The following is a 20,609-nucleotide window of genomic DNA, read 5'->3' as shown; positions in this document are numbered from 1 at the left end:
CACCTATACAGAAATCACCTTTCTAGAATCAATAGTTATTTCTATACCACTTATGGTTTTTTTCGTGTCTCCTTCTCCTATGACTATAGTGTATTTGCCCAATTGATAAACTGAAGGGACATAGGTATCACCTTTTACCCTCATGGCGTGCACCAATTCTTTAGTGTCTTCATTAATGACCTTCACGACTTGATCGGCGATGGCCATTTTCAATTTAGGAAGATACCCAACGGGACGTCGACCATCATTATCAGTTTGTTGAATGGTCAAGGGCCATCCTGGGAAGGTATTTGCCTCGGAAGTACGTTCCAAATCGGCCAAAAAGCGAATGGCTTCCATTTTTATGGTCCGTTCCATGGTATCAAAAGTAACGATACCATAGCCCGATGACTTCTTTTGTGCCCTTTTGTAGCGATCGGTCTCTTCATCAAAATCATCGGTTGGATTTCCGACCGCATAAATATAGTTATCATTACCAAAACCATCGCGGTAGCAGCCTGTATTCGGCAAACCGTGTTCGGGGCGATCCGTAAAGGGAACGTTTACCGAATCGGGTTGTCCCCACCTTGGGTATCCTGTGGAAATGGCCGGTGTACAAAAGGTCCATCCCCCATCCCTAGGCTCATCTATACTGTATTGTACCACAAAAGGCAAATGCTGGTCTCCATTAATATGAAAGGCACAGGCTTTTCTAATGGTCTCAATTACTTTGTCCCTTTTTGATTTCGGCCACCCGCCCGAATCGAGGTCTCCGAATAGAAACTGTTTTTTGGGTCCGTGATGTGTTCCCACATTCGAAAACAAGGTCTGGCTGAGCAACACTTTCATATTGGCCCCTTTCCAGTCCGCTACCCAATCGTTTAAGAAATCGAGTTGTCGTTGTCCTACAAAGGTCAGTTCATCCCCCTCCAGTTCCCCGGGCTTGGCCGGTTCGGTAAGGTGATCGATCCTCCCCTTACCCGGCCTCACCATTTCGGGCCCCGATTTAAAGAGTCGGTCACTGACAATGGCAAAACTTACCTTACCATAGACCAAATGGGTATACCATGTACTGATATTCGATTTCATCGGTGTCCGATCATAGGCATCCGGCATATGACCACATTGGGTCTTGTTCACTACATTGACAAAGTTGGGCGTTTGTACAAGACCTCCATGGGCATCACGTACATTTTCCCAATCTTCAAATGAGATTCCCTCGCCTCCTTCTCCCCAGAGGTTACCTTGATAGACATCGTGATCATCAGGGGTACAGATACTAGGTCTATCCCTCAGCACTTCGCCAAAGGCCCAGCCGAACATATACCATTTGCCCAAATAATTCAAGATGGCCTTATCCTCGGGTTGTCTTTTTATGGGATAACCTCCGTTACCTTCATATAACTGGTCCCCTGAAAAATAAAGTATATCGGGGTTCGACTTCTCAAGATTTTCAACGAGCGGACGATACGGGAAGCCCATAGCATGCTGACAAGTGAGTCCGCCAAAAACCAAGGACCTGTCAAAGGGTTCTTTACGTATGACCCCTTCATAACTATGTCGTTCTTTATCTAAACTATACCGCAAACGGTACTTGATATCTTCGGAAGCATCCCAAGCGTCAATAGTAAAAATGGAGGTAAAGGAAACCGGGTCTACCTGGCCTTTCGCCTCTTTTACCCATTTTCCCTTCCTTAAAAACTGAAGTTCTACCTTTTGTGAATCTTTGGCCCCTATAGGAGGAAGTTGGGCCGTAAGCTTCAACTTACCCCTTGAGAGCGTGTACATGGCCCATAAAATGGGACCAAAACTCTGTTCGGGCCTATGTTGGATCTTTGTGCCCGACAATTGCATCCCGCCCCACCAAAAGGTGCTTTCCTTTTTTTGTTTCCCCTTGTTTTCCAAGGCGATCAAACCGTTCAGCTTCCCTTTTACAGGATGTTGCAAACGCTTTGTCTTTCCGTTGGCATCGGTAAGTAGAAGGGTCAGTTCCGTAGAACCGGCCGTATGCTTTCCTTTGAGCTCTAGTGAGAAATTATCGAAATTGAAGCCAGTGGGCAGTATTTCCACTTTGTCTTCGATGTAGGCCTTACCTTCCAAGGTTGCCCCGACGGAAATACCTTTTCCAAAATAACAGGCGGCCTTTACACTATCGGGGTCGGTATGGTCTTTAATCCCTATGGCAAAACCGACACCTCCTTTATTGCCTTTGTTTTCCAACAAACCCAAGTTTCCCGAAATGGCAAAATCACCTTCGCCATCACCAAGTACATGGGTCAGTACATGGAGCCTTGATTGGGTTTCCGCTCCTGAAAATTCAAGACGGCGGTTCTTAATTTCCCAATCTTCCATAGGTACGGCCCAGAAAGAACTACCGATCCAGACCCTCTCGTTCAGCTTGGTGAAATCTACCAAAAAAGAAGAGCTATCACTCCGAGGTGGCATTTCGTTGGTAAAAGCCATTTCTTTTGCAAGAATGGGATTTAAAGGACTTGCCAGCATGGGCACGGCAAGTCCTAGGTTTTGTATAAACTTTCTTCTTTTTATCGTCATGTTTAGTTGCCTAATTTAGGATTAACGTTCACCTCAGATTCCGGTATAGGCCAAACATCATCTATTCCAACTCTAAAGTCCTTTGAAGTAACATACCACCTAGACTGCGGATCGAGTTTCTTTGATGTGGTTGGATACAGGGTAGAATCGGGAAAAGGAGCGCCCCAGAAATCACCTACCAGAACCTCGTCACCAATACCCCATCTAAAAATATCCCATAGACGTTGGCCTTCAAATGCCAATTCGATCCTTCTTTCATTTCTCAAAATAGGACGAAGGGCAGCGGCATCGGTCTCGGTTATAGGAGGAAGTCCTACCGAAGCCCTCCCACGCACTTTATTAATCGTCTCATCCAACAATTGTTGTGTAATAGGGTTGCCTGCCTCGAGTTCGGCTTCCAGGTAGCTCAACAATACCTCGGCATATCTGATAATAGGAATGTTCCCGCCATAATCGGATTGAAGGTTACCGCTGAACGATTCATCAAAAAACTTTCGAAGTCCGTAGCCGGTTCTCGTGGCTTGTTTTGAATAGGTCAACTGATCGAGTGATTCACTATGGTCTGGGTGGCAATCATAGATTTTATCCCCAAATGAAGAACCGTCCCAAAGAAGGTTATATCGAAAACGCGGATCGCGATTCGCCCCCATATCGTCATAATCAAACTTGGGGTCATCATAAGACAAAGGGGTTCCGTCATCAAAACCATAGGCATCGGCCAAACTTCCCAAGGGGTTTACAATATGCCATCCCGAAGCTACTGCCGGATAGGCATGTTGTGGCAAGGCGTTACCCGCTTGTCCTCCAAAATATTGGGTACTGAAAATGTTCTCGCTACTGGCCTCATTCACCGGAGTAAAAAGGGAAGCATAGTCGGGATCGATGGTATTTTCCCCCATGTCGATGATTTCTTTGTACACTTTAGAGGCTTCGATAAAATTCTTTTCGCCCAGATACATTCTTCCCAAAAAAGCTAAAGCTGCCTGTTTGCTCGCACGCCCCGCCTCTGAACCGGTGAGTTCACCAAAAGACGGTAAATCTTCTGCTGCGGCCTTGAGTTCACTGATTACAAAAGACACCAATTCCGCCTTGGTGGCCTTATCTACGTTATTGGCCTCTTCAGGTGTTAAAGTGCTGGTAACCAAGGGCGAACTACCCCAGAACTGGGTGATATAAAAATAGGTCGCTGCACGAAGAAAACGTACTTCGGCCGCCATTCTATCGATTTGCGCTTGATCCATAGGTACGTTGTCTATGTTTTCAAGAAAATCGTTGCAAATCGCTATACGCTTATACGAGCCTTTCCAGTACCCGTTTACCACATTATTGTTCGGTAAAAGCGTACCATTGGTCAATCTATTTTGCGTTGAATTATCCCCTCTACGGTCATATGCATTATCGGTTGCGAACTCCATAAAAACAATTCCACAGTAGGTCCACCAGTCTGATGGCACTACCTGCGTACCGTATTCAATAGCGCCGCGATAGGCACCCGTAAGGGCTATATTGGCATTCGATTCCGAAGTCCAAAAATTATCTTTTGCAAAGGCGTTGCTCGGAAATTGCTCCAATTGTTTGTCACAGGCCGAAACCATTAGCAATACCATTGCCAAAACAACAAACCTGCCAAAACCTGATATGCGAGTTCTATGTGTATATAAAAAGTTTGTCATGTTCTAAAATTTTAAGTTTAAACCAAAGGTGTAGGTCGTTAAAATAGGGTAATAGCCTCCTGCCGAATTAATTTCAGGATCCCATCCGTCCCTGTAAGAGTTGAAAGAATGTAAATTCTCGGCCCCTACATAGACCCTAAGGTTATCAATACCGATAAGGTCGGTTACCGGATTAGGGAAATTATAGCCGAACTGAACGTTTTTAACCCGAAGGTAACCTGCGTTTATCACCCAGAAATCAGAAGTGGTCGTGTTCGGTGTCCCACTATTGGTAACCACCTCCAGTCTCGGATAATCAGGGTAACGCACCGGATTGTTCGGGTCAAACCGACCATCCATCTGCCATTGCTGAATATTTCCAAGATTAAAGAAGGCATAACCCGCATAATTGGTCAATTGTCCTTTTACGCCCCCAACGCCCTGAAGAAAAACGGAAAAGTCGAAATTCTTATAGTTCAGGTTGATATTTGCCCCATAGGTATATTTAGGAATACGACTTCCCAAATACGTCCGGTCATAGGTAGGGTCGACCTTTCCATCGGGTACGCCATCGGGTCCACTAATATCCTTATATCTAAAATCACCCGCCTGAGAGGTCGGATTTACCGCCGATTGATCGGGCCAATTTGCTATTTCCCCATCATTCAAGAATACCCCGTCGGTCTTATAACCATAGTACATTTGCATAGGAAAACCAACAAAGAGGTCAGAGCCGTTACCCACGTAACCATTGGGTTGTTCTACATTACCCAGGCCTAAGGTTACTACCTCGTTATCTATCACCGAAAAGTTTCCGTTTATCGAATAGCTAAAGTCTCCTTTTGTGTCACGATAACCCATATCGAATTCCCATCCTGTGTTCTTTACGGCACCGGTATTGGTTTCACTGATACCCACCCCAAGTACAGAAGACACACTTGACGACGGCTTGAAAAGCACATCTGTGGTATTTCTTCTAAAATAGGTGGCATTGAAGGTCAGTTTTCCATCGAAAAAGCCCGTTTCAACACCGACATCGGTAGTTTCGGTAGATTCCCATTTGATATTGGCATCCCTATAGGTAGAGTATGCCGCCCCAGTTGAAAGTCCCCCTCCAAGCGCGTAATCACGACCCGAGGCCAAAACGGTTTGATAGGGATAATTTCCGATATTTTGGTTTCCTAGAATACCCCAAGAAGCTTTAAACTTCAAGTTCGACAACCAAGATACATCTTGTAAAAAAGACTCTTGGGAAGCCCTCCAGCCCAAGGCTGCAGCAGGGAAAACCGCGTATTTATTGTTTTTTGGGAATCTAGACGACCCATCGTAACGAAGGGTGGCCTCAAAGAGATAGCGTTCATCAAAACTATATTTCAAACGGGAGAAAAACGATTGCAAGGCCCATTCCGCATCAAAGCCTGACGATTGTTGATTTTCGGCACTACCCAAGTCAAGAACGGTATAATCGTTGCTTGCAAAATTCTGACGGTATCCGTTGAAAAAGGAAAATTCCTCGTTTTCAAAAGAATATCCTCCCAAAAAGCTAAAATCGTGTACCCCAACCTCTTTAGACCATTCACCCGTAAGCTGTAAGGTCTTGTAGATTTCCTTATTGCTGTACTGATTGAGATAAGACTGTCCTAAAAATATATTCTCGTCCAAACGTTGTGATGCATAGTACGAGCGTTCCTCATGCAAAGTGAAGTTATATCCCCCAATGGCCGAAAACACCAAATTGTCGTTCGGCTTGTAATCCAACTTTACGTTTACGCCCGCCTTTGTCCGCGGGTTTTCCAAATATGAATCAGAGGCCAACCATGCTACGGGCGTACCGCCACTTTCAGGTCCGATACCGAAATTACCCTGGGAATCTTGCCCGAGTTCAATGGCCGGATATCTCACGGCATTCGAAACCAATTGGCTCATAAAACTACCTGCATTATTTGTGGCATCCGTAGCCCTATTCGCTTCACTTTGGTATCCCGGTCCTTTATTTCCAGTTACCTGTGGTTCTTCCCTTTTTTCCACAGAACCAAAAAAACGCGTGCTCAATTCAAACTTATCGCCCAATTTATTCTGCAAGTTCATACGGAAATTATACCGGCTGAAGCTATTTTTCGGGATGATTCCATCCTGTTCGAGAATACCTGCAGAGACGTAGTATTTATTCTTTTCATCACCTCCGTTAAGGGTAAGGGTATGCGAAGTTTGAACCCCATTTTTAGAAAATAGGTCTTCAAGAAATTTAGTATTGGGATAATTATCGGGATCGTCTTGCGCCTTGTACTTGGCAATATCCTCTGCAGTAAAACTGTTGCTTCCAGAAGCAATATTATACATTTCGGCATATTCCCAAGAATTTACAAATTTAGGAAGTTCGGTTGCTGCGTTAAAACCGACATAGCTATTGTAATTGACAGAAAATTTGTTCTCGCTACCCGATTTTGTGGTAATCAAAATAACACCATTTGCTGAACGTGCACCATATATAGCTGCGGAAGAGGCATCTTTAAGAACGGAAATGGATTTGATATCATCGGGGTTGATGTCGTTCATACTACCCGCTATCCCATCAATTAAGACCAGTGCATCGGGTGTTGCCCCAAAAGAACCTACTCCCCTTACACTGATATTACCACCGCTTTGACCTGGCCTGCCCGATCTCTGTACCACGGTAACTCCGGGCATCTGACCGGTAATGGCTTGTGAAACTTGGGTAACGGGCCTGTTCTCAATGTCCTTGGAGGACACTTGGGACACCGAACCGATAACGTTCACCTTCTTTTGTGTACCGAAACCGACTACCACGACCTCTTCTAGGCCAGCGGCGCTTTCCACTAATTGAATGTTAAAAGTGGACTGTCCGGCAACAGGAATCTCTTTTGTAGCAAAACCTATATAGGAAATTACCAAAACGGCATCATCGGAGCTCAGTTCAAGACTAAAGTTCCCATCAAAGTCGGCCGTAACTCCGTTGGTCGTACCTTTTTCTACCACATTTGCGCCCGCCAAGGGCACACCCATTTCATCGGTAATGACACCGGTAACCACTCGTTGCTCTTGATCGATTTTACTTTTACGGAGTGGATTTTCGATGGGATTATCAGGCCGTTTACTTTTAAGAACAATCTGATTTTTTACCATGGTGTATGTGACACCATCCCCAAAAACCATTTGCAACACTTCTTTTATCGGGGTCTTTTCTATACTGAGCGTCACCCTTTTAGACACGTTAAGTTGTCCGGTCTTATAAAAGAAACGGAACTGGCTTTGGTTCTCTATTTTTTTCAGTACACTTTCAATAGTTTCGTTATTGGCCTCTATAGAAACCTTCTTGTTTTGCGAATAGGAATTCGCGTGAAGATTGAACAAAGCCAAAGCAAACATTAGAACGGAGATTTTCACTGTACGATTCTTGTTAAGAATGTTTTTCATAAGAATGAAAAACAATGGTTTTTTTTCCATATTTTTAAAGGATTTTGATTTGTTTTTACTTGGATTAAAATCACTCTTATTCGGGGGACGTGGCCGCGTTCCCCGATTTTTTTAAGTTTTTGGTCACTTCATAATTACACGGGTTTTTTAATTCGTATTTGGTTATTGGCTATCTCGTAATCGAACTCTGCACTTTCTTTAAAGGTATCCAGTAAATCTTGAATGCTCTCATTCTTAAAAGCTCCCCTGAACCGTACCGATTCCAATTCGGTATACCCATTTTCAATACGCACGCCATAGCGACGCTCTATCTTTTTTATAATATCTTTGAAGGGCTCATTGTTAAAGGTTAAATCCCCATTTCGCCAGTTCAGGTAATCGTTGATATCGACCTCACTAATGACCAATGCATCTTCTGCCATAGCCGCTTTCTGACCCGGTTTTAGGATGCTTGGCCCCCCACCGCCCCCATCATTGCGCTTGTCATTGATGGCCACACTGCCCTCGGCCAGTACGGTATAATTTTCTTCATCGGTATAAGAGCTTACGTTAAAATGGGTGCCCAAGACTTGGACGTCCATATCTTTGGCCACTACGGTAAATTTATGGTCGGGGTCTTTGGCTACTTCAAAGTAGGCCTCCCCATTTAAAAAAACCTTTCGGTCTTGACCTGCTATAAAGCTGACCGGATATTTTAGGGATGTATCGGCATTTAAATGAACCAAAGTACCATCGGAAAGCATTAGCTCGAACCTTTTTCCTTTAGGAACAATAATTTCATTGTACACCAGTTCGGTAGTCGATTTGGCCCGATATTCCATTCGGTCATCGGATTGCGATGCCAGAACGTTTCCTTCGGCATCGGTAATGATACCCTCCTTCCCTGTAACGATTTCACGAATCTGATCGTTGGCGGTCTTTAATACGATAGCGTTGTCTTCTACAATTAACGTCGGTTGCTCAATGGTATCCGACCTTAAAAATTTAAAGAAGACTATTGACCCTACCAAAGCAATAAACACAGCCGCGTATTTGAACACAAAGTGATTGAAATAAGATCTCTTTACCTTTTGTGGCTTGGTCGTGCCACTTATCTTTTGCCAAAGTTCCTGCTTCGTTCCGTTATCGAAACTAAATTCGGATAAGAGGGCATCTTTATCTTGGTACGATTCAAGAAAACGTTCGAGCAATTCTATCTCTTGGGGCGAGCATTCATTGTTCACGTATTTCTTGAAAAGTTTTTTGGCACTTTTTGCATTCATTTTAACTCGATTAAAAAGGGGGTGTCATTATTAAGTACCCAAACTCATACGATAGTACACGTCAGATGGTCGTTTTTTTCAAAATTTAATAAAATTAACCGGCAAGAATTAGGGAATCCTCAAACAGAGTAACCCAAAAAAGCAGTCTGAACAGGCTGAAATACAGTGCCGTAAATAATATCAGACCGGTATTAATGTAGAAGGACAAGACAAAGAAAAACCGCATCCTCTAGCTGAAGATTACTACGAAGAAAGGCAAGAGCTTTTGAAATTTGGTTTTTTACGGCCTGTACGGAAATTTCCAGCTCCTCGGCGATTTCTTTATTCGATTTGTGTTGGTAACGACTCAGAACAAAAATATGACGACATCTTTTGGGCAATTTGGCCACGTAGTCGCGTATGATCTGGTCAAGTTCCGAATACTCCAATTTCTGGGAAACGTTCATCGACACGTCAATGATATTCAAACGGGTCAAATCTTCTTTCGAAAACTTATTATTTCTGAAGTGATTGAAAATTTGATATTTTACGGCTTGAAAAAGATAGGGTTTCAACGAAGTTATCGTATTCGATTTCCGTTTTGACCAGAGTGATATAAAAACCTCTTGGATAATATCTTCACAGACCGCCCTATCCTTAATTATGTTATGGGCATAGAAGAACAAGGCTTTGGCATATTTGTCATATACCGCCTTGAAAGAGGCGTTATCTTCTTCTTTCATACCTTTTAAGAGCCTACTATCTTCTGTTATCATTTTCATCACACGGCGAACAAGATGCTAAATCTATAAAAAATAGACTGGAAATTACTAATTTCTAAAGAAAACATAACGATTTGAAACAATATAACAAACGTTTGTTACCCTATACTTCAATAGCATAGCCCGTTCCCAGCCATTTCTTCTATCGTTCTTAATGTAAAAAATGGGGGCGATTATAACTTCGCCCCCATTATCCACTATTTAAACTCACTCAACTTATTCTAAAAACATCCCATAGATAAAGCTTCTATGGAAACTAAGCCCCCATTGGAAATATGACCTTATCACATTATCGTGCGAGCGGTTCAAACCATCAATACAAAGGGTTTTGTATTAACAACTCGTTTTTGTTCAACTCTTCCAATTTGATCGGAAAAAAATAGAATCGGTCTTTCCATTCGCGTTCCTGGACTTGAATAATGTTATATCTAGGTCTTTCCTCATTCAAGTGGTATTTGATGTCTACACCAAAGGCATTTTGCATGACTTCCGGGGCGATCATCCACCTTCTGATGTCAAAAAAGCGTTGGTCTTCGCCCATCAATTCAATTTTTCGCTCGTGTCGTACGGCATCGACGAGATCGGCATCGACTTGGGTCAAATCAGGCATCCCTACCCTTTTCCTAAGCATGTTCGTATAGGTTCTTGCTTCGCCATACTCGCCCAATTCGGCGCATGCTTCGGCATAGTTCAATAGTATCTCGGCATATCTGATAAACCTCCATGGGGTAGTCGTCCTCACTTTAGGGGCTTCTATGGAGATATCTTGAAATTTCCTAAAATAATAGCCCGTGTGGGTTCCGCTCCAGGTGGTAACCGGGGTATCGAAAGAATCTAATCCACCTACCCAAGTTCCGTCAGGTTGCTCGTAGCTTCCGGTCTGGATAATACCATAAGGGTCGGCCGCCACAACGTCTTCTGGCCTCTGTCTCCATTGGGCCCCATCAAAAAATATGTTGACATAAAAACGGGGATCTCTGTTTTTATAGGGTTCCGCGCGATGTTCGGGGTTATCCCAGTCAAATTGCTCTCCCGTTGCCATCTCAAAATCATCTACCATTCCGTTGATCGGAGCCATATTTCCCCACCCCTTATAACCGGTCGGAAGGTTTTGTACCCCTATGTTCAAACTCCAAATCTGACCCGATTCGGTAAAATTGCGTATAAAGATATCTTCCTGTGTTTGTTTTAATGTAAAAACCTCGTCATAGTTTCGGGCCAAGGAATCATTTTCGGTCGGCTCTCCTTTATACAAGCTATAAATTCCCATGTCCATTACGGCCTTGGCCGCATCCTTGGCCAGTTTTAGCCTGTCGGTCTGGGATCCTCCTACATAACCAACCAGTTCGGGGTTGCTATATCCCTGCGCCCAAGCGGCATCAGAATTGTACAGTTCACTGGCCGCATAAAGCAGCACCCTTGATTTTAAGGACATTGCCGCCCCTTTGGTCGCCCTGCCCAAATTGGACCCTTCATGCATTTCCGGCAATAATTCGGCGCCTTTTTCACATTCTTCGACAATAAAATCAATACATTCTTCAAAAGTGTTCCTTGCCAAGAGAAAATCGTCGGTAAGTTCATAAGACTTTGTAATCAATGGTACCCCTCCGTACTGGAAAACCAGGTTGTGGTAGTGATAGGCCCTTAAAAAATGTACTTCTCCGATCAATCGGTTCTTGAATTCCTGATCTTCATATTCGTTATTCTCCACTTGTTCCAAGAACACGTTGCAAGCGCGAATATACTTGTAATGATGTTCCCAACGCATTTTAGATGTTCGGGACCAAGTATCGAATACGAGGTAATCACTAGGCGTAATCAATGATTTTACAACGTTCCCGTGGCCTTGGTCCGATCCCGGATCGAACATGGTCTCATCGGTAAAGACCGACATCATAGGACGATCAAAACTATGCCCTACGTTCCAATATATGTCGTTGACAAATTGCTCCATCATCGGCAATTGGCTCCAAACATCATCTTCGGCAAATTGATTCTTCGGACTCCTGTCAAGAAAATCCTTATCACAAGAGGTAAGCAGAATAACACCTAGTAAGCCAAGCGTTATATATCTATATATATGTTTAATTTTCATAGTTCTAAAATTTAATTTCAATTCCTCCATTAATAACCCGTTGTACAGGGTAAGGTTGTGAGCCCCCGCTTAAGCTGCGTTGGTCACTTTCAGGATCAAAATCCTTGAGGTCAGGACTATAGGTCAAGAGGTTATACCCATTTACGTACAATCTGGTTCCCTTACTTCCGAATTTATCGCAAAGGTCCTGTGGTAAATTATATCCTAGTTCTAAAGTTTTAAGTCTTAAATAGTCCGATTTACGAAGAAAGTAGGTATTCCTATTGTTCCTCCAGTATTCGGAGTCCCTATTGTGCGCCCTTGGGCCCGGTGCATCTGGGTTATCGGGTGTCCATCTGTTATCGTAGTAATCCTTAAGGAAATTACCGATCAGACCAGACTCGGTAGAAATATACCTGACCGCACCTGCAGCCCCTTGAAAAAGCATGGAAAAATCGAATTGTTTGTAATTCAAGGCCAAGTTCAAGCCTCCTGAAAAACGAGGGATGTTATTTTTTTCGTCCCTAACCCTATCCAAGCCATTGATTACCCCATCTTCATTCACATCCTTGAAAATAATATCACCAGGTCGTGCCCCTTCCCAATGCGGAGTGGCATCTACTTCAGCTTGGTCGTTAAAAATACCTTCGGACACGTAATATAGGTCTTGGTCTATATCTTCGGGAACCGTAGGAATAGGCTTCCCTGTAGATTGCTGCCATTCAGGTCTTCCCGGGGATTCATCCCAAAAGGTGATCTTGTTTTTTGCATATCCTCCGTTTAGGCCTACGCTATAGCCCAAGTCGTTGATGTTTCCACGATAGCTCAAATTAAAGTCGAAACCTTGGTTGGTAACCTTTCCGATATTCTCCCTAGGTAAATTGATACCCGCCGAAGTGGGTACGGATGCATTCCTCCACCATAATATATCGGACCTTCTATAGTCGAAAAAGGCCAAGTCGAAGTAGAGTTTCTTATCTAAGAAATACGACTCTATACCTATATCGAATTGATTGGCAACTTCCCATGAAACGTTTTCATTTGGGATTCTTTCTTCAAATAGGAGTTTGTACGATTCGTTGACCCCAAAATTGTAGATAAAATCGCTATAGCCATACGAAGCCAAATACTGCCATTCGCCAATTCGGTCGTTTCCTGTTTGTCCGTAGGAAGTCCTTATTTTAAACTCATCGACAAAAGACAGGTTCTCTTTCCAAAACTTCTCTTCCGACATCCTCCATCCTAAGGAAACCCCTGGAAAAAAGCCAAATCTGTTTTCCTCGGGAAAAATATAGGAGCCATCGTATCTCCATACGAATTCAAAAAGCAACTTCTCCTTAAAATTGTAATTCAACCTACCGAAGTAGTTTAATCTTGCACTTTCGTAAGACCCACCGGTATTGTCCTTATCCTGGTCCCCTCCCGCGAACAATTCTGGGGTGGTACTCGAAACATAATGACGCCTAAAGGCATTAAAATTGCCTCCTTTGTCTTCCCTTGATTCAACCCCACCAAGAAGTTTGATATTATGTATCTCGTTAAAGGTTGTCTCGTAGTTCATGACGGCATTGGTGAGGAGCGATTGTTTCTCGGCACTATACTGTGTCAATCTCGGGTCATTGAACGGAACCATGGCCGAATTTAGAATAGGCTTGTCGTTCGCATCATAACTCACTTGGTCCCATGAATTTACTTCCCATGGTGTTTCGAAGCGTTTTCTGTTTTCGAAGGATTTATCAAAATTCGTGCTTAAGTTAAGTGAAAGCCCTTCGATCCACGGAATTTTAAAATTCAACTTAAAACTACTGTTCAGTGAGTAGTTTTTTGTTTCATCGAAGCCCGCGGCACCTGTACTTATGGTTACCGGGTTTTGACCTCCAAGGATGTCGGGACCGGGACTACCATCGGGCCAGACTGCAGGAATGTTCGGGTTACCCACGGTGGTAGTTCTAAATATGGCACCAAAACCCTGTGTAGGGGAATTTGTATCGGCAAATCTTCCATAGAGGTCTACGCCCCAAGAAATATTATCGGAAAATTTCCCATCGATATTGGTCCTGAAATCGTATTGTTTATAGTTACTTACACTATTGCGATAATAGGCGTCTTGAAACTTATATCCCCCGGAAATGAAATAGTTGACATACTCACCTCCACCTGATATTTGACCATTTACATTTTTCTGACCCGACCAGGGTTTTAAAACTTCATCAAACCAGTCCGTATTCGGGTAAAGCCATGGGTCAGAGTTGGAAGAAAACATGGCAATTTCTTCATCGGAATAACGCGGCGATCGACCGGCATAAATATCGATTTCACTTTGCAATCTAGCATATTCGGAGCCGTTGGCCATTTCAGGAATCCTTGTTGGCTGATTAAACCCCTGATTATAATTGAAGGTCAAAGACGGCTTGCCCAATCTACCCCTTTTTGTTTTGACCAATATGACCCCATTGGCCGCTTGAGAACCATAGATTGCCGCGGAAACATCTTTCAGTACCGTGATGCTTTCTATGGAATTTGGGTCGATCCTTGACAACGAACGCCCGGGAACACCGTCAACAACGACCAAGGCGGAATTATCCCCTAAGGTATTGGAGCCCCTGATTCTAATAACGGTATCATCGGCACCCGGCTCACCACTTCTTTGAACCGTAGTTACCCCTGCCATTCTTCCCCCTAGGGCCTGACTGACGTTGGTTGTTGGTGATTTCAGTACTTCCTCGCCTTTTAAATTGCTAATGGCCCCGGTAAGGGTAACTTTCTTTTGCGTTCCGTAACCTACTACTACCACTTCTTCCAAGCCGGCGGCGCTCTCTTTTAATTGTACGTTGATGTTCGCCTGCCCTTCGGCCGACACCTCCATTGTAGAGAAACCGATATAGGAAATCACCAAGGTGGCATTTTCATCGGCCAATTCAATCGAGAAATTACCATCAAAATCAGCGGTTACCCCGTTGGTCGTGCCTTTTTCTACAATATTTGCCCCCGGTAGCGGGTTTCCGTCTTCATCGGTAACCATTCCCGAAACCGAAAACTGATCTATAACCGGCAAGGACTGTCCCGTTAAGGGAAGTACGACCGGTTTTTTTATGGGGATTTTGGCTTTTTTTAGAATAATCTGCTTGTGCAAGACCTCAAATCGAATATTGGTCCCCTCAAAGAGTTCGTTCAAAATAGTAGAAATCAACTTCTTCTTTACTTTTATCGATACTTCCCGATAAAGGTCAACGTCTTTTCTGTTTAGCAGAAACTTATAGTCACTGAGCTGTTCTATCTCTTGAATGACCTCTTGCACCGTAGCATCGGGCATATCAAGCGATATTTTTTTGGATTGGGAATACGTATTGGCCTGTATTTGAAACAAGGATATTATCGTAAGAAGCACGGTAAGTTTCATCTTCAAGCTTAATTTTAACGTGCATACGCACACACCCCTTGAGTTAAAGAGTTTTTTCATAATTTTACGGTGTTAATTGGTTTAATTTAGTTTAGACCACTTTAAGCTAATCGGGAAATGTGTCCGCATTTTCCGATTTTTTTTGCCCCAATGGTCTTTTGGTCATTTTTACTCTATGATCACTTCATTGTCTATTATTTTATAGGTTATGGCATAACTTTTACTAAACGACTGCAGTATTTGATCGATCGATTCAATGTCAAAGGTGGCATCGAACAATTGTTCATCGAGATTTTTGTTCCCGTTATGGATCTTGATGTTGTATTTTCTTTCTAGGGTCTGGCGTATCTGTCGAAAAGAACTATTCCTAAAAATCAGTTTTCCTTGGATCCATGCCGTGTATACCCTGGTATTCACTTTTTCTATGGAAATCTCGGTGTCACCCTTATTCATTTCCGCCTTAAATCCCGGCTCAAGAGGCACAGCTTCTCCACTAAGGCTTCCTTTATTGTGTAGCTCCACGGCCCCTTCAACAAGTACGGTGTTGATACTTGAGTCTTCGAGATAATGGGAAACGTTGAATTTTGTACCCAACACCTTTACGTTCATTTCATCGGCATTGACCACAAAGGGGTGGCCATCATCCTTGGTTACCTCAAAATAGGCCTCCCCTTCCAAGAAAACCGTTCGATCCCTGTCTTTATGAAATGTAACCGGGTAACGCATGGTAGTCCCTGAATTTAAAAATACACGGGTGCCGTCAGATAAAACAAGATCGAACCTTTTGCCATAGGGCACATGTAAGGTATTATAGACTAATTCTTTGGAGTTGGGGTTCCCCGTGTAAATCAGTTTTCCCTTGTCTTGATTTCCTACCACATTGCCCTTGGCATCCTTAACCTTTCCTTTTCTGTTGGGGTCCAAAGATTCTACCGTACCATTGTCCATGGTTATGGTTATCTGGGCTTCGCCCGGAACAAGGGCCTCGTTTTTCTTTTTGCCGAAGAAATCGATTTGGTACAAATAGCCAATAGTCAAGAACAAAACGGCCACAGCGGCATATTTGAGCATATTTTGAAACCGCGCACCAGAGGTCTTCCGTTTATCACGTTTGATTTCCTCTAAAAGCTTTTTCTTTATCTTGTCCGTATCCGGTTCGTTCATAGCCAACATTGTTTCAAAATATATTTTAACATATGCCTCAAAGCGTGATTCGTTCTCGCTCACGAGAATCCAATCGGACAGAAAGTCCAGATCATCAGCACTTGCTTCGTTGGTCAGATATTTTAAAATACGGTTTTCCGTTTCTGGAAGTATCACATTTATGCCTTTTCTATTAGTAATGACAAAGCAAATTCACAATACCCTAATTATTTTGTAATTTTTTTTACATATTTGTAATAATTCCCCCTTAAGACCATGACCAACCTTAATATTTTATGAATAACGAAAAGGATATATTTTTAATTGAGCGATTAAAAAACGGAGAAGAAGAAGCTTTCATTTATTTGGTCGACCATTACAACAGACGCTTGTATGGATATGCCTTGACCTTAACCAACAATCATGCTTTGGCAGAAGATATATTGCAAAATGTATTTTTAAGGACCTGGGAGCAGCGCAAAAAAATAAGTATTACGGCCTCTTTACAGAATTACCTTTTCAAATCGGTACATAACGAGTTTATCAACCAATACAAAAAGAAGCGCTCAACAATGGTGTTGGAGCAGAAGTACTTCAATGCTTTGGAAAAAGCTACGGCCGCCCATGACGATATTTCCTTGGAAGGAGTGATTTCAAAAATTAAAAGGGAAATAGAAAACCTTCCTCCCAAATGCAAGGAAGTATTCTTGCTCAGCAGAAATGAAGGATTGACCAATCTAGAGATTGCCCACCATCTCAACGTTTCCATAAAGACGGTCGAGGCCCAGATTACCAAAGCCTTTTCTACCCTGAGAAAGGAGCTCGCGACCGAATACAAAAGTATGTTCTTTATTCTATACCCAATGACAAAGCCTAACTAAAACCCTAAGGGCTATTTTACATAGTTGACCCTATACCTCCAATTACTGATAGCCCCGAGAATCACGGCTCCGAGAGCAATGTACCATACGTAATCGGGTGTTATGGCCGCGGCACCACTCTGTCCGTAACTGTGCAGTCCGACCAAATAGTAGTTCACCCCAAAGTAGGTCATCATAATACTACCGAAGGCTATAACACTTAAAAAATTAAAGGTCCATTTGCTGCGCAAACCGGGTACCAGGCGTGCATGAAGTACAAAAGCGTACACCATAATCGAAATCAGTGCCCAGGTCTCCTTGGGATCCCAACCCCAATATCGCCCCCAACTTTCATTGGCCCACTGCCCCCCAAGGAAGTTCCCTATGGTCAACATGACCAAACCTACCGTCATCGACAATTCGTTAATTATGGTCAATTCCTTAATATTCAACTCCATTGCCGCCTTGTTCTTCTTATTCGTAAAAATCATAAGAATCAAGGAGACCAAACCTAGGATCATGGCTACGGAAAGCGGTCCATAGCTCGCCACAATAACCGCAACGTGTACCATTAGCCAATAACTATCCAGTACGGGAACCAAATTGGAAATTGCAGGGTCGACCCAATTCAAGTGGGCTATGGTCAATAGCATACTCGCAACAAAAGCCGATGCAGCGATAGTCATATCACTTTTCCTCGCAAAAAGTAGTCCCATCCCCATGGTTGCCCACGATACATACAGAATACTCTCATAGGCATCACTCCATGGTGCATGTCCTGAAATATACCAACGCAATATTAACCCTGCCGTATGCCACAGGAACAGAATAAAAATCGTTCCCTTAAAAAAGTAAACGGTGGCGCGCCAGATGGAACGGTCTTTAAAGATCTGGAAAATCAACACAAAGAACATCAACACTCCTACCATGGCATATAAGCGGTAGAGGTAGTTAAAAATATCGAGCTTATTGTACACCACTTCTGTATTGATCTTGGCCTGTGAGGGCAAGACTTCCGCACCGTGGTTCAATTGGTTCTGTTTAAAGGCCTCCAAAAGCTTATCGGCATCAGTGTAATCACCTGTTTCCTTGGCTTTGCGCAAGGTCATTAGGTAGTAGGGAAGTGAATTCTTTATAAAATTGGCATAAAGGGAATCGGAAACCTGGTATTGGCCTCCCCTAAATTCCACGGCCGAAATCCATTTGTTGTTCTCGTCGTTCAACAAGGGGAAGATCTTTACGATCCTACCACTTAAGGCCTGGTCTAAAAGGCTCAAACGGATATTGGCCTCTTTAAGGTCCTTGTCGAACTGATTTGGAATATTGGTCGCGGTAGCCTGTCTCAAAAAGGGCTCCAATTTGTAATTTCCCTTTTCATCAAAGAAATCGGTAGCCTTGGCGTGGGTCTGACCTTCCGGAATACCGATTACGTGCCTTATACTATCGTTCTTTCCTTTTTTGTCGACCGCTAAAAACTGGGCGTTATACCATGCGGCAGGGCGCAACATCATCGATAAGAATACCTGGTCGGCATTCATATCCTTATAAATATCGTCTAAACTAAGTTTTCGAAGCAACTCCGATGAAAATGTATTGATCGGCTTCATTCGCCCGCCATCGTCTTGGATCACCAGTTTTCCGAATTTTTCGGCATGGTCTTTAGATACGATGGTCGTACGCAACACTGAATCGATCTGTTGCTGTGTAGGTGCGGAACTGTTATGGTCGTGACCGTCATCGGCGGTATGTTCTTGGGCGTTGACGTTCAATAACATTCCCAGAACAAGAATACCGGTAAGTTTGGCCTTCTTGCCCTTGAGCTTTTCCAACGATGCCCCTAAATCCTTAAAGCGTGTTTTTCCAAAGAACATAATCCCCATAAGTCCGATATAAAGTAAGAAGTATCCCAAGTAAGTGATGCCGGTTCCCCATTGGTCATGATTGACCGATAAGACCGTTCCCTTTTCATCGGGATGGAAACTCGACTGAAAGAAGCGGTAGCCCCTGTGGTCTAAAATATGGTTCATATAGATACTATAGTCGAACGGACGGTCATCTTCTACGGTCACCTTGCTCATAAAAGATTTGTAGCCCTGTTCCGTTCCGGGGTATTTTTCAGCTATAAAATCGTTGAGTTTAATACTGAAGGGCAATTCGTAAATTTTAGAGCCATAACTAAGCTTAAAGTCAAGACCGCCCAAACTTATCTTATCGGTAAAATCGGCACTACCCCTACCTCCCAATAATTTTTGCCTGGTTTTTTCACCGTTGACATTAATTTCAACGACCAAGGCATCCATGGTAGCATCGGTCACTTCCTCCTTAGGCACTTTAACTACGCCATACTTGCCTTTTACTACCGGTTCGGGAATAACAAACTGCATACCCGCCGTATTGTACAAGGAGCGCAATTGCAGTTCTTGTAAACTATCTTTTGCCACTTGGCCCTGAAACTGGTCGGCCATACGCATAAAGCTCGCGTCAAAAGCGGATTTGATCTTATATTCGCCCTTATCCTCAAAAATGTTGATAGCGCCATCGGTTTCTTTGTTCAAGGCGAAAAGTACGCCATGAATGCTCGTAACCGTCCCGCTTTCCAAGAAATGCTCGTGACGCTGGCCATCTCCGGCCTCAACGATCTTTAAATAGGTTTTTCCGTTTTCATCGGGAACCAATCCTTGTTTGGCCCCTTTGATAAAATCTACATATGAAATGGTAAAAGGAATCCCTTTGAAGTCCGATTTCCAGGGTAAATTCGATTTTAGTCCCTCAGGCGTAACAATGATATCTTCTTGAAGCGTTTTTCTTTGGAACTCCTTTTTCTCTTCACCATCTACCTCTACTTCGACCTCACCTTCAACATGGGCCGTTAGATAGGTCTTATCGGAATAGAATATTTTTTCAGAATTCCCCTCACGTATGGGCATTACCCCTTCATAACTGATATATCGGGTAACGAAAGCCCCTATGATAATGAATATCCATGAAAGGTGAAGTACCAAGACCGCCCATTTTTCCCACCTCAAAAGACGGTAGCGAAACATGTTCCCGATAAAATTGATGACAAAAAAGACCATGATCGCCTCAAACCACCACGCGTTATATATCCAGATCCTAGCCGTTTCAGTGCTATATTTACTTTCGACAAAAGTGCCTAGCCCCATTGCTATCGCAAAGACTATAAAAAGAACGGACATCAAGCGAGTGGAGAAAAAGAATTTTTTGAGCATGTTCATCGTCAGCAGCTGAATTGGTTTTCAGCACGCAAAAATACGCCCTTTTTATTATTTACAGGAAAATTGACAGCCCTAAAGTCTTGACAATACTGTTAATTATAAGTGAAAATTTTATGAAGTCTTTTTGAAAAAAAGAAGTCCATTTCAAAAATATAAAACCTTGGGGCCTCTTTTTACGAATCGCTTATCTTACAAAAAACTCCCCGTTCTATTTGCAATGTTCAAGCTATCTGGCGAAAGCATATTTTTCAAAG

General features: G+C 43.1%; 10 protein-coding genes. 1 reads left to right on the top strand and 9 read right to left on the bottom strand.

Features of this window, described 5'->3' with window-relative positions; translation table 11 throughout:
* Positions 1-3: 3 nt before the first annotated feature.
* The 8 genes from ZOBGAL_RS18795 to ZOBGAL_RS18760 all read right to left on the bottom strand — a co-directional run bounded on the left by ZOBGAL_RS18795 (position 4) and on the right by ZOBGAL_RS18760 (position 16,436).
* On the bottom strand, positions 4-2,532 hold the full coding sequence (locus tag ZOBGAL_RS18795; RefSeq protein WP_013995321.1) for an alkaline phosphatase D family protein: 2,529 nt from the start codon (positions 2,530-2,532) through the stop codon (positions 4-6).
* Between the two features lie 2 nt (positions 2,533-2,534).
* Positions 2,535-4,205 carry a RagB/SusD family nutrient uptake outer membrane protein gene (locus ZOBGAL_RS18790; RefSeq protein ID WP_013995320.1) on the bottom strand — a complete coding sequence of 557 codons (1,671 nt, stop codon included), beginning with the start codon at positions 4,203-4,205 and terminating at the stop codon, positions 2,535-2,537.
* Between the two features lie 3 nt (positions 4,206-4,208).
* Positions 4,209-7,649, bottom strand: a complete 3,441-nt coding sequence (locus ZOBGAL_RS18785; RefSeq protein ID WP_046287596.1) for a TonB-dependent receptor — start codon at positions 7,647-7,649, stop codon at positions 4,209-4,211.
* A gap of 104 nt (positions 7,650-7,753) precedes the next feature.
* Positions 7,754-8,881, bottom strand: a complete 1,128-nt coding sequence (locus ZOBGAL_RS18780; RefSeq protein WP_013995317.1) for a FecR family protein — start codon at positions 8,879-8,881, stop codon at positions 7,754-7,756.
* A 191-nt stretch (positions 8,882-9,072) separates the two neighbouring features.
* Complete coding sequence (locus ZOBGAL_RS18775) at positions 9,073-9,603, bottom strand: RNA polymerase sigma-70 factor (protein WP_158499752.1); 531 nt, start codon at positions 9,601-9,603, stop codon at positions 9,073-9,075.
* A gap of 352 nt (positions 9,604-9,955) precedes the next feature.
* Positions 9,956-11,737, bottom strand: a complete 1,782-nt coding sequence (locus tag ZOBGAL_RS18770; RefSeq protein WP_013995315.1) for a RagB/SusD family nutrient uptake outer membrane protein — start codon at positions 11,735-11,737, stop codon at positions 9,956-9,958.
* A gap of 4 nt (positions 11,738-11,741) precedes the next feature.
* Positions 11,742-15,116 carry a SusC/RagA family TonB-linked outer membrane protein gene (locus ZOBGAL_RS18765; RefSeq protein WP_197541278.1) on the bottom strand — a complete coding sequence of 1,125 codons (3,375 nt, stop codon included), beginning with the start codon at positions 15,114-15,116 and terminating at the stop codon, positions 11,742-11,744.
* Between the two features lie 168 nt (positions 15,117-15,284).
* Complete coding sequence (locus ZOBGAL_RS18760; RefSeq protein ID WP_013995313.1) at positions 15,285-16,436, bottom strand: FecR family protein; 1,152 nt, start codon at positions 16,434-16,436, stop codon at positions 15,285-15,287.
* Positions 16,437-16,555: 119 nt separating this feature from the next.
* On the opposite strand from ZOBGAL_RS18760, the gene ZOBGAL_RS18755 reads away from it, so the two are divergent.
* The gene (locus ZOBGAL_RS18755; RefSeq protein ID WP_013995312.1) at positions 16,556-17,140 is read left to right on the top strand and encodes an RNA polymerase sigma factor; all 585 of its coding nucleotides are present in this window, start codon (positions 16,556-16,558) and stop codon (positions 17,138-17,140) included.
* Between the two features lie 11 nt (positions 17,141-17,151).
* Here the strand turns inward: ZOBGAL_RS18755 and ccsA are convergent, their stop codons facing one another.
* On the bottom strand, positions 17,152-20,355 hold the full coding sequence (ccsA, locus tag ZOBGAL_RS18750) for a cytochrome c biogenesis protein CcsA (protein ID WP_013995311.1): 3,204 nt from the start codon (positions 20,353-20,355) through the stop codon (positions 17,152-17,154).
* Positions 20,356-20,609: the final 254 nt, after the last annotated feature.

Origin of the sequence: Zobellia galactanivorans (assembly GCF_000973105.1) — a bacterium.
Classification (GTDB): Bacteria; Bacteroidota; Bacteroidia; order Flavobacteriales; family Flavobacteriaceae; genus Zobellia; species Zobellia galactanivorans.
Note: the sequence above shows the minus strand (reverse complement) of the source record. Positions and strands in the feature narration are given on the sequence as shown.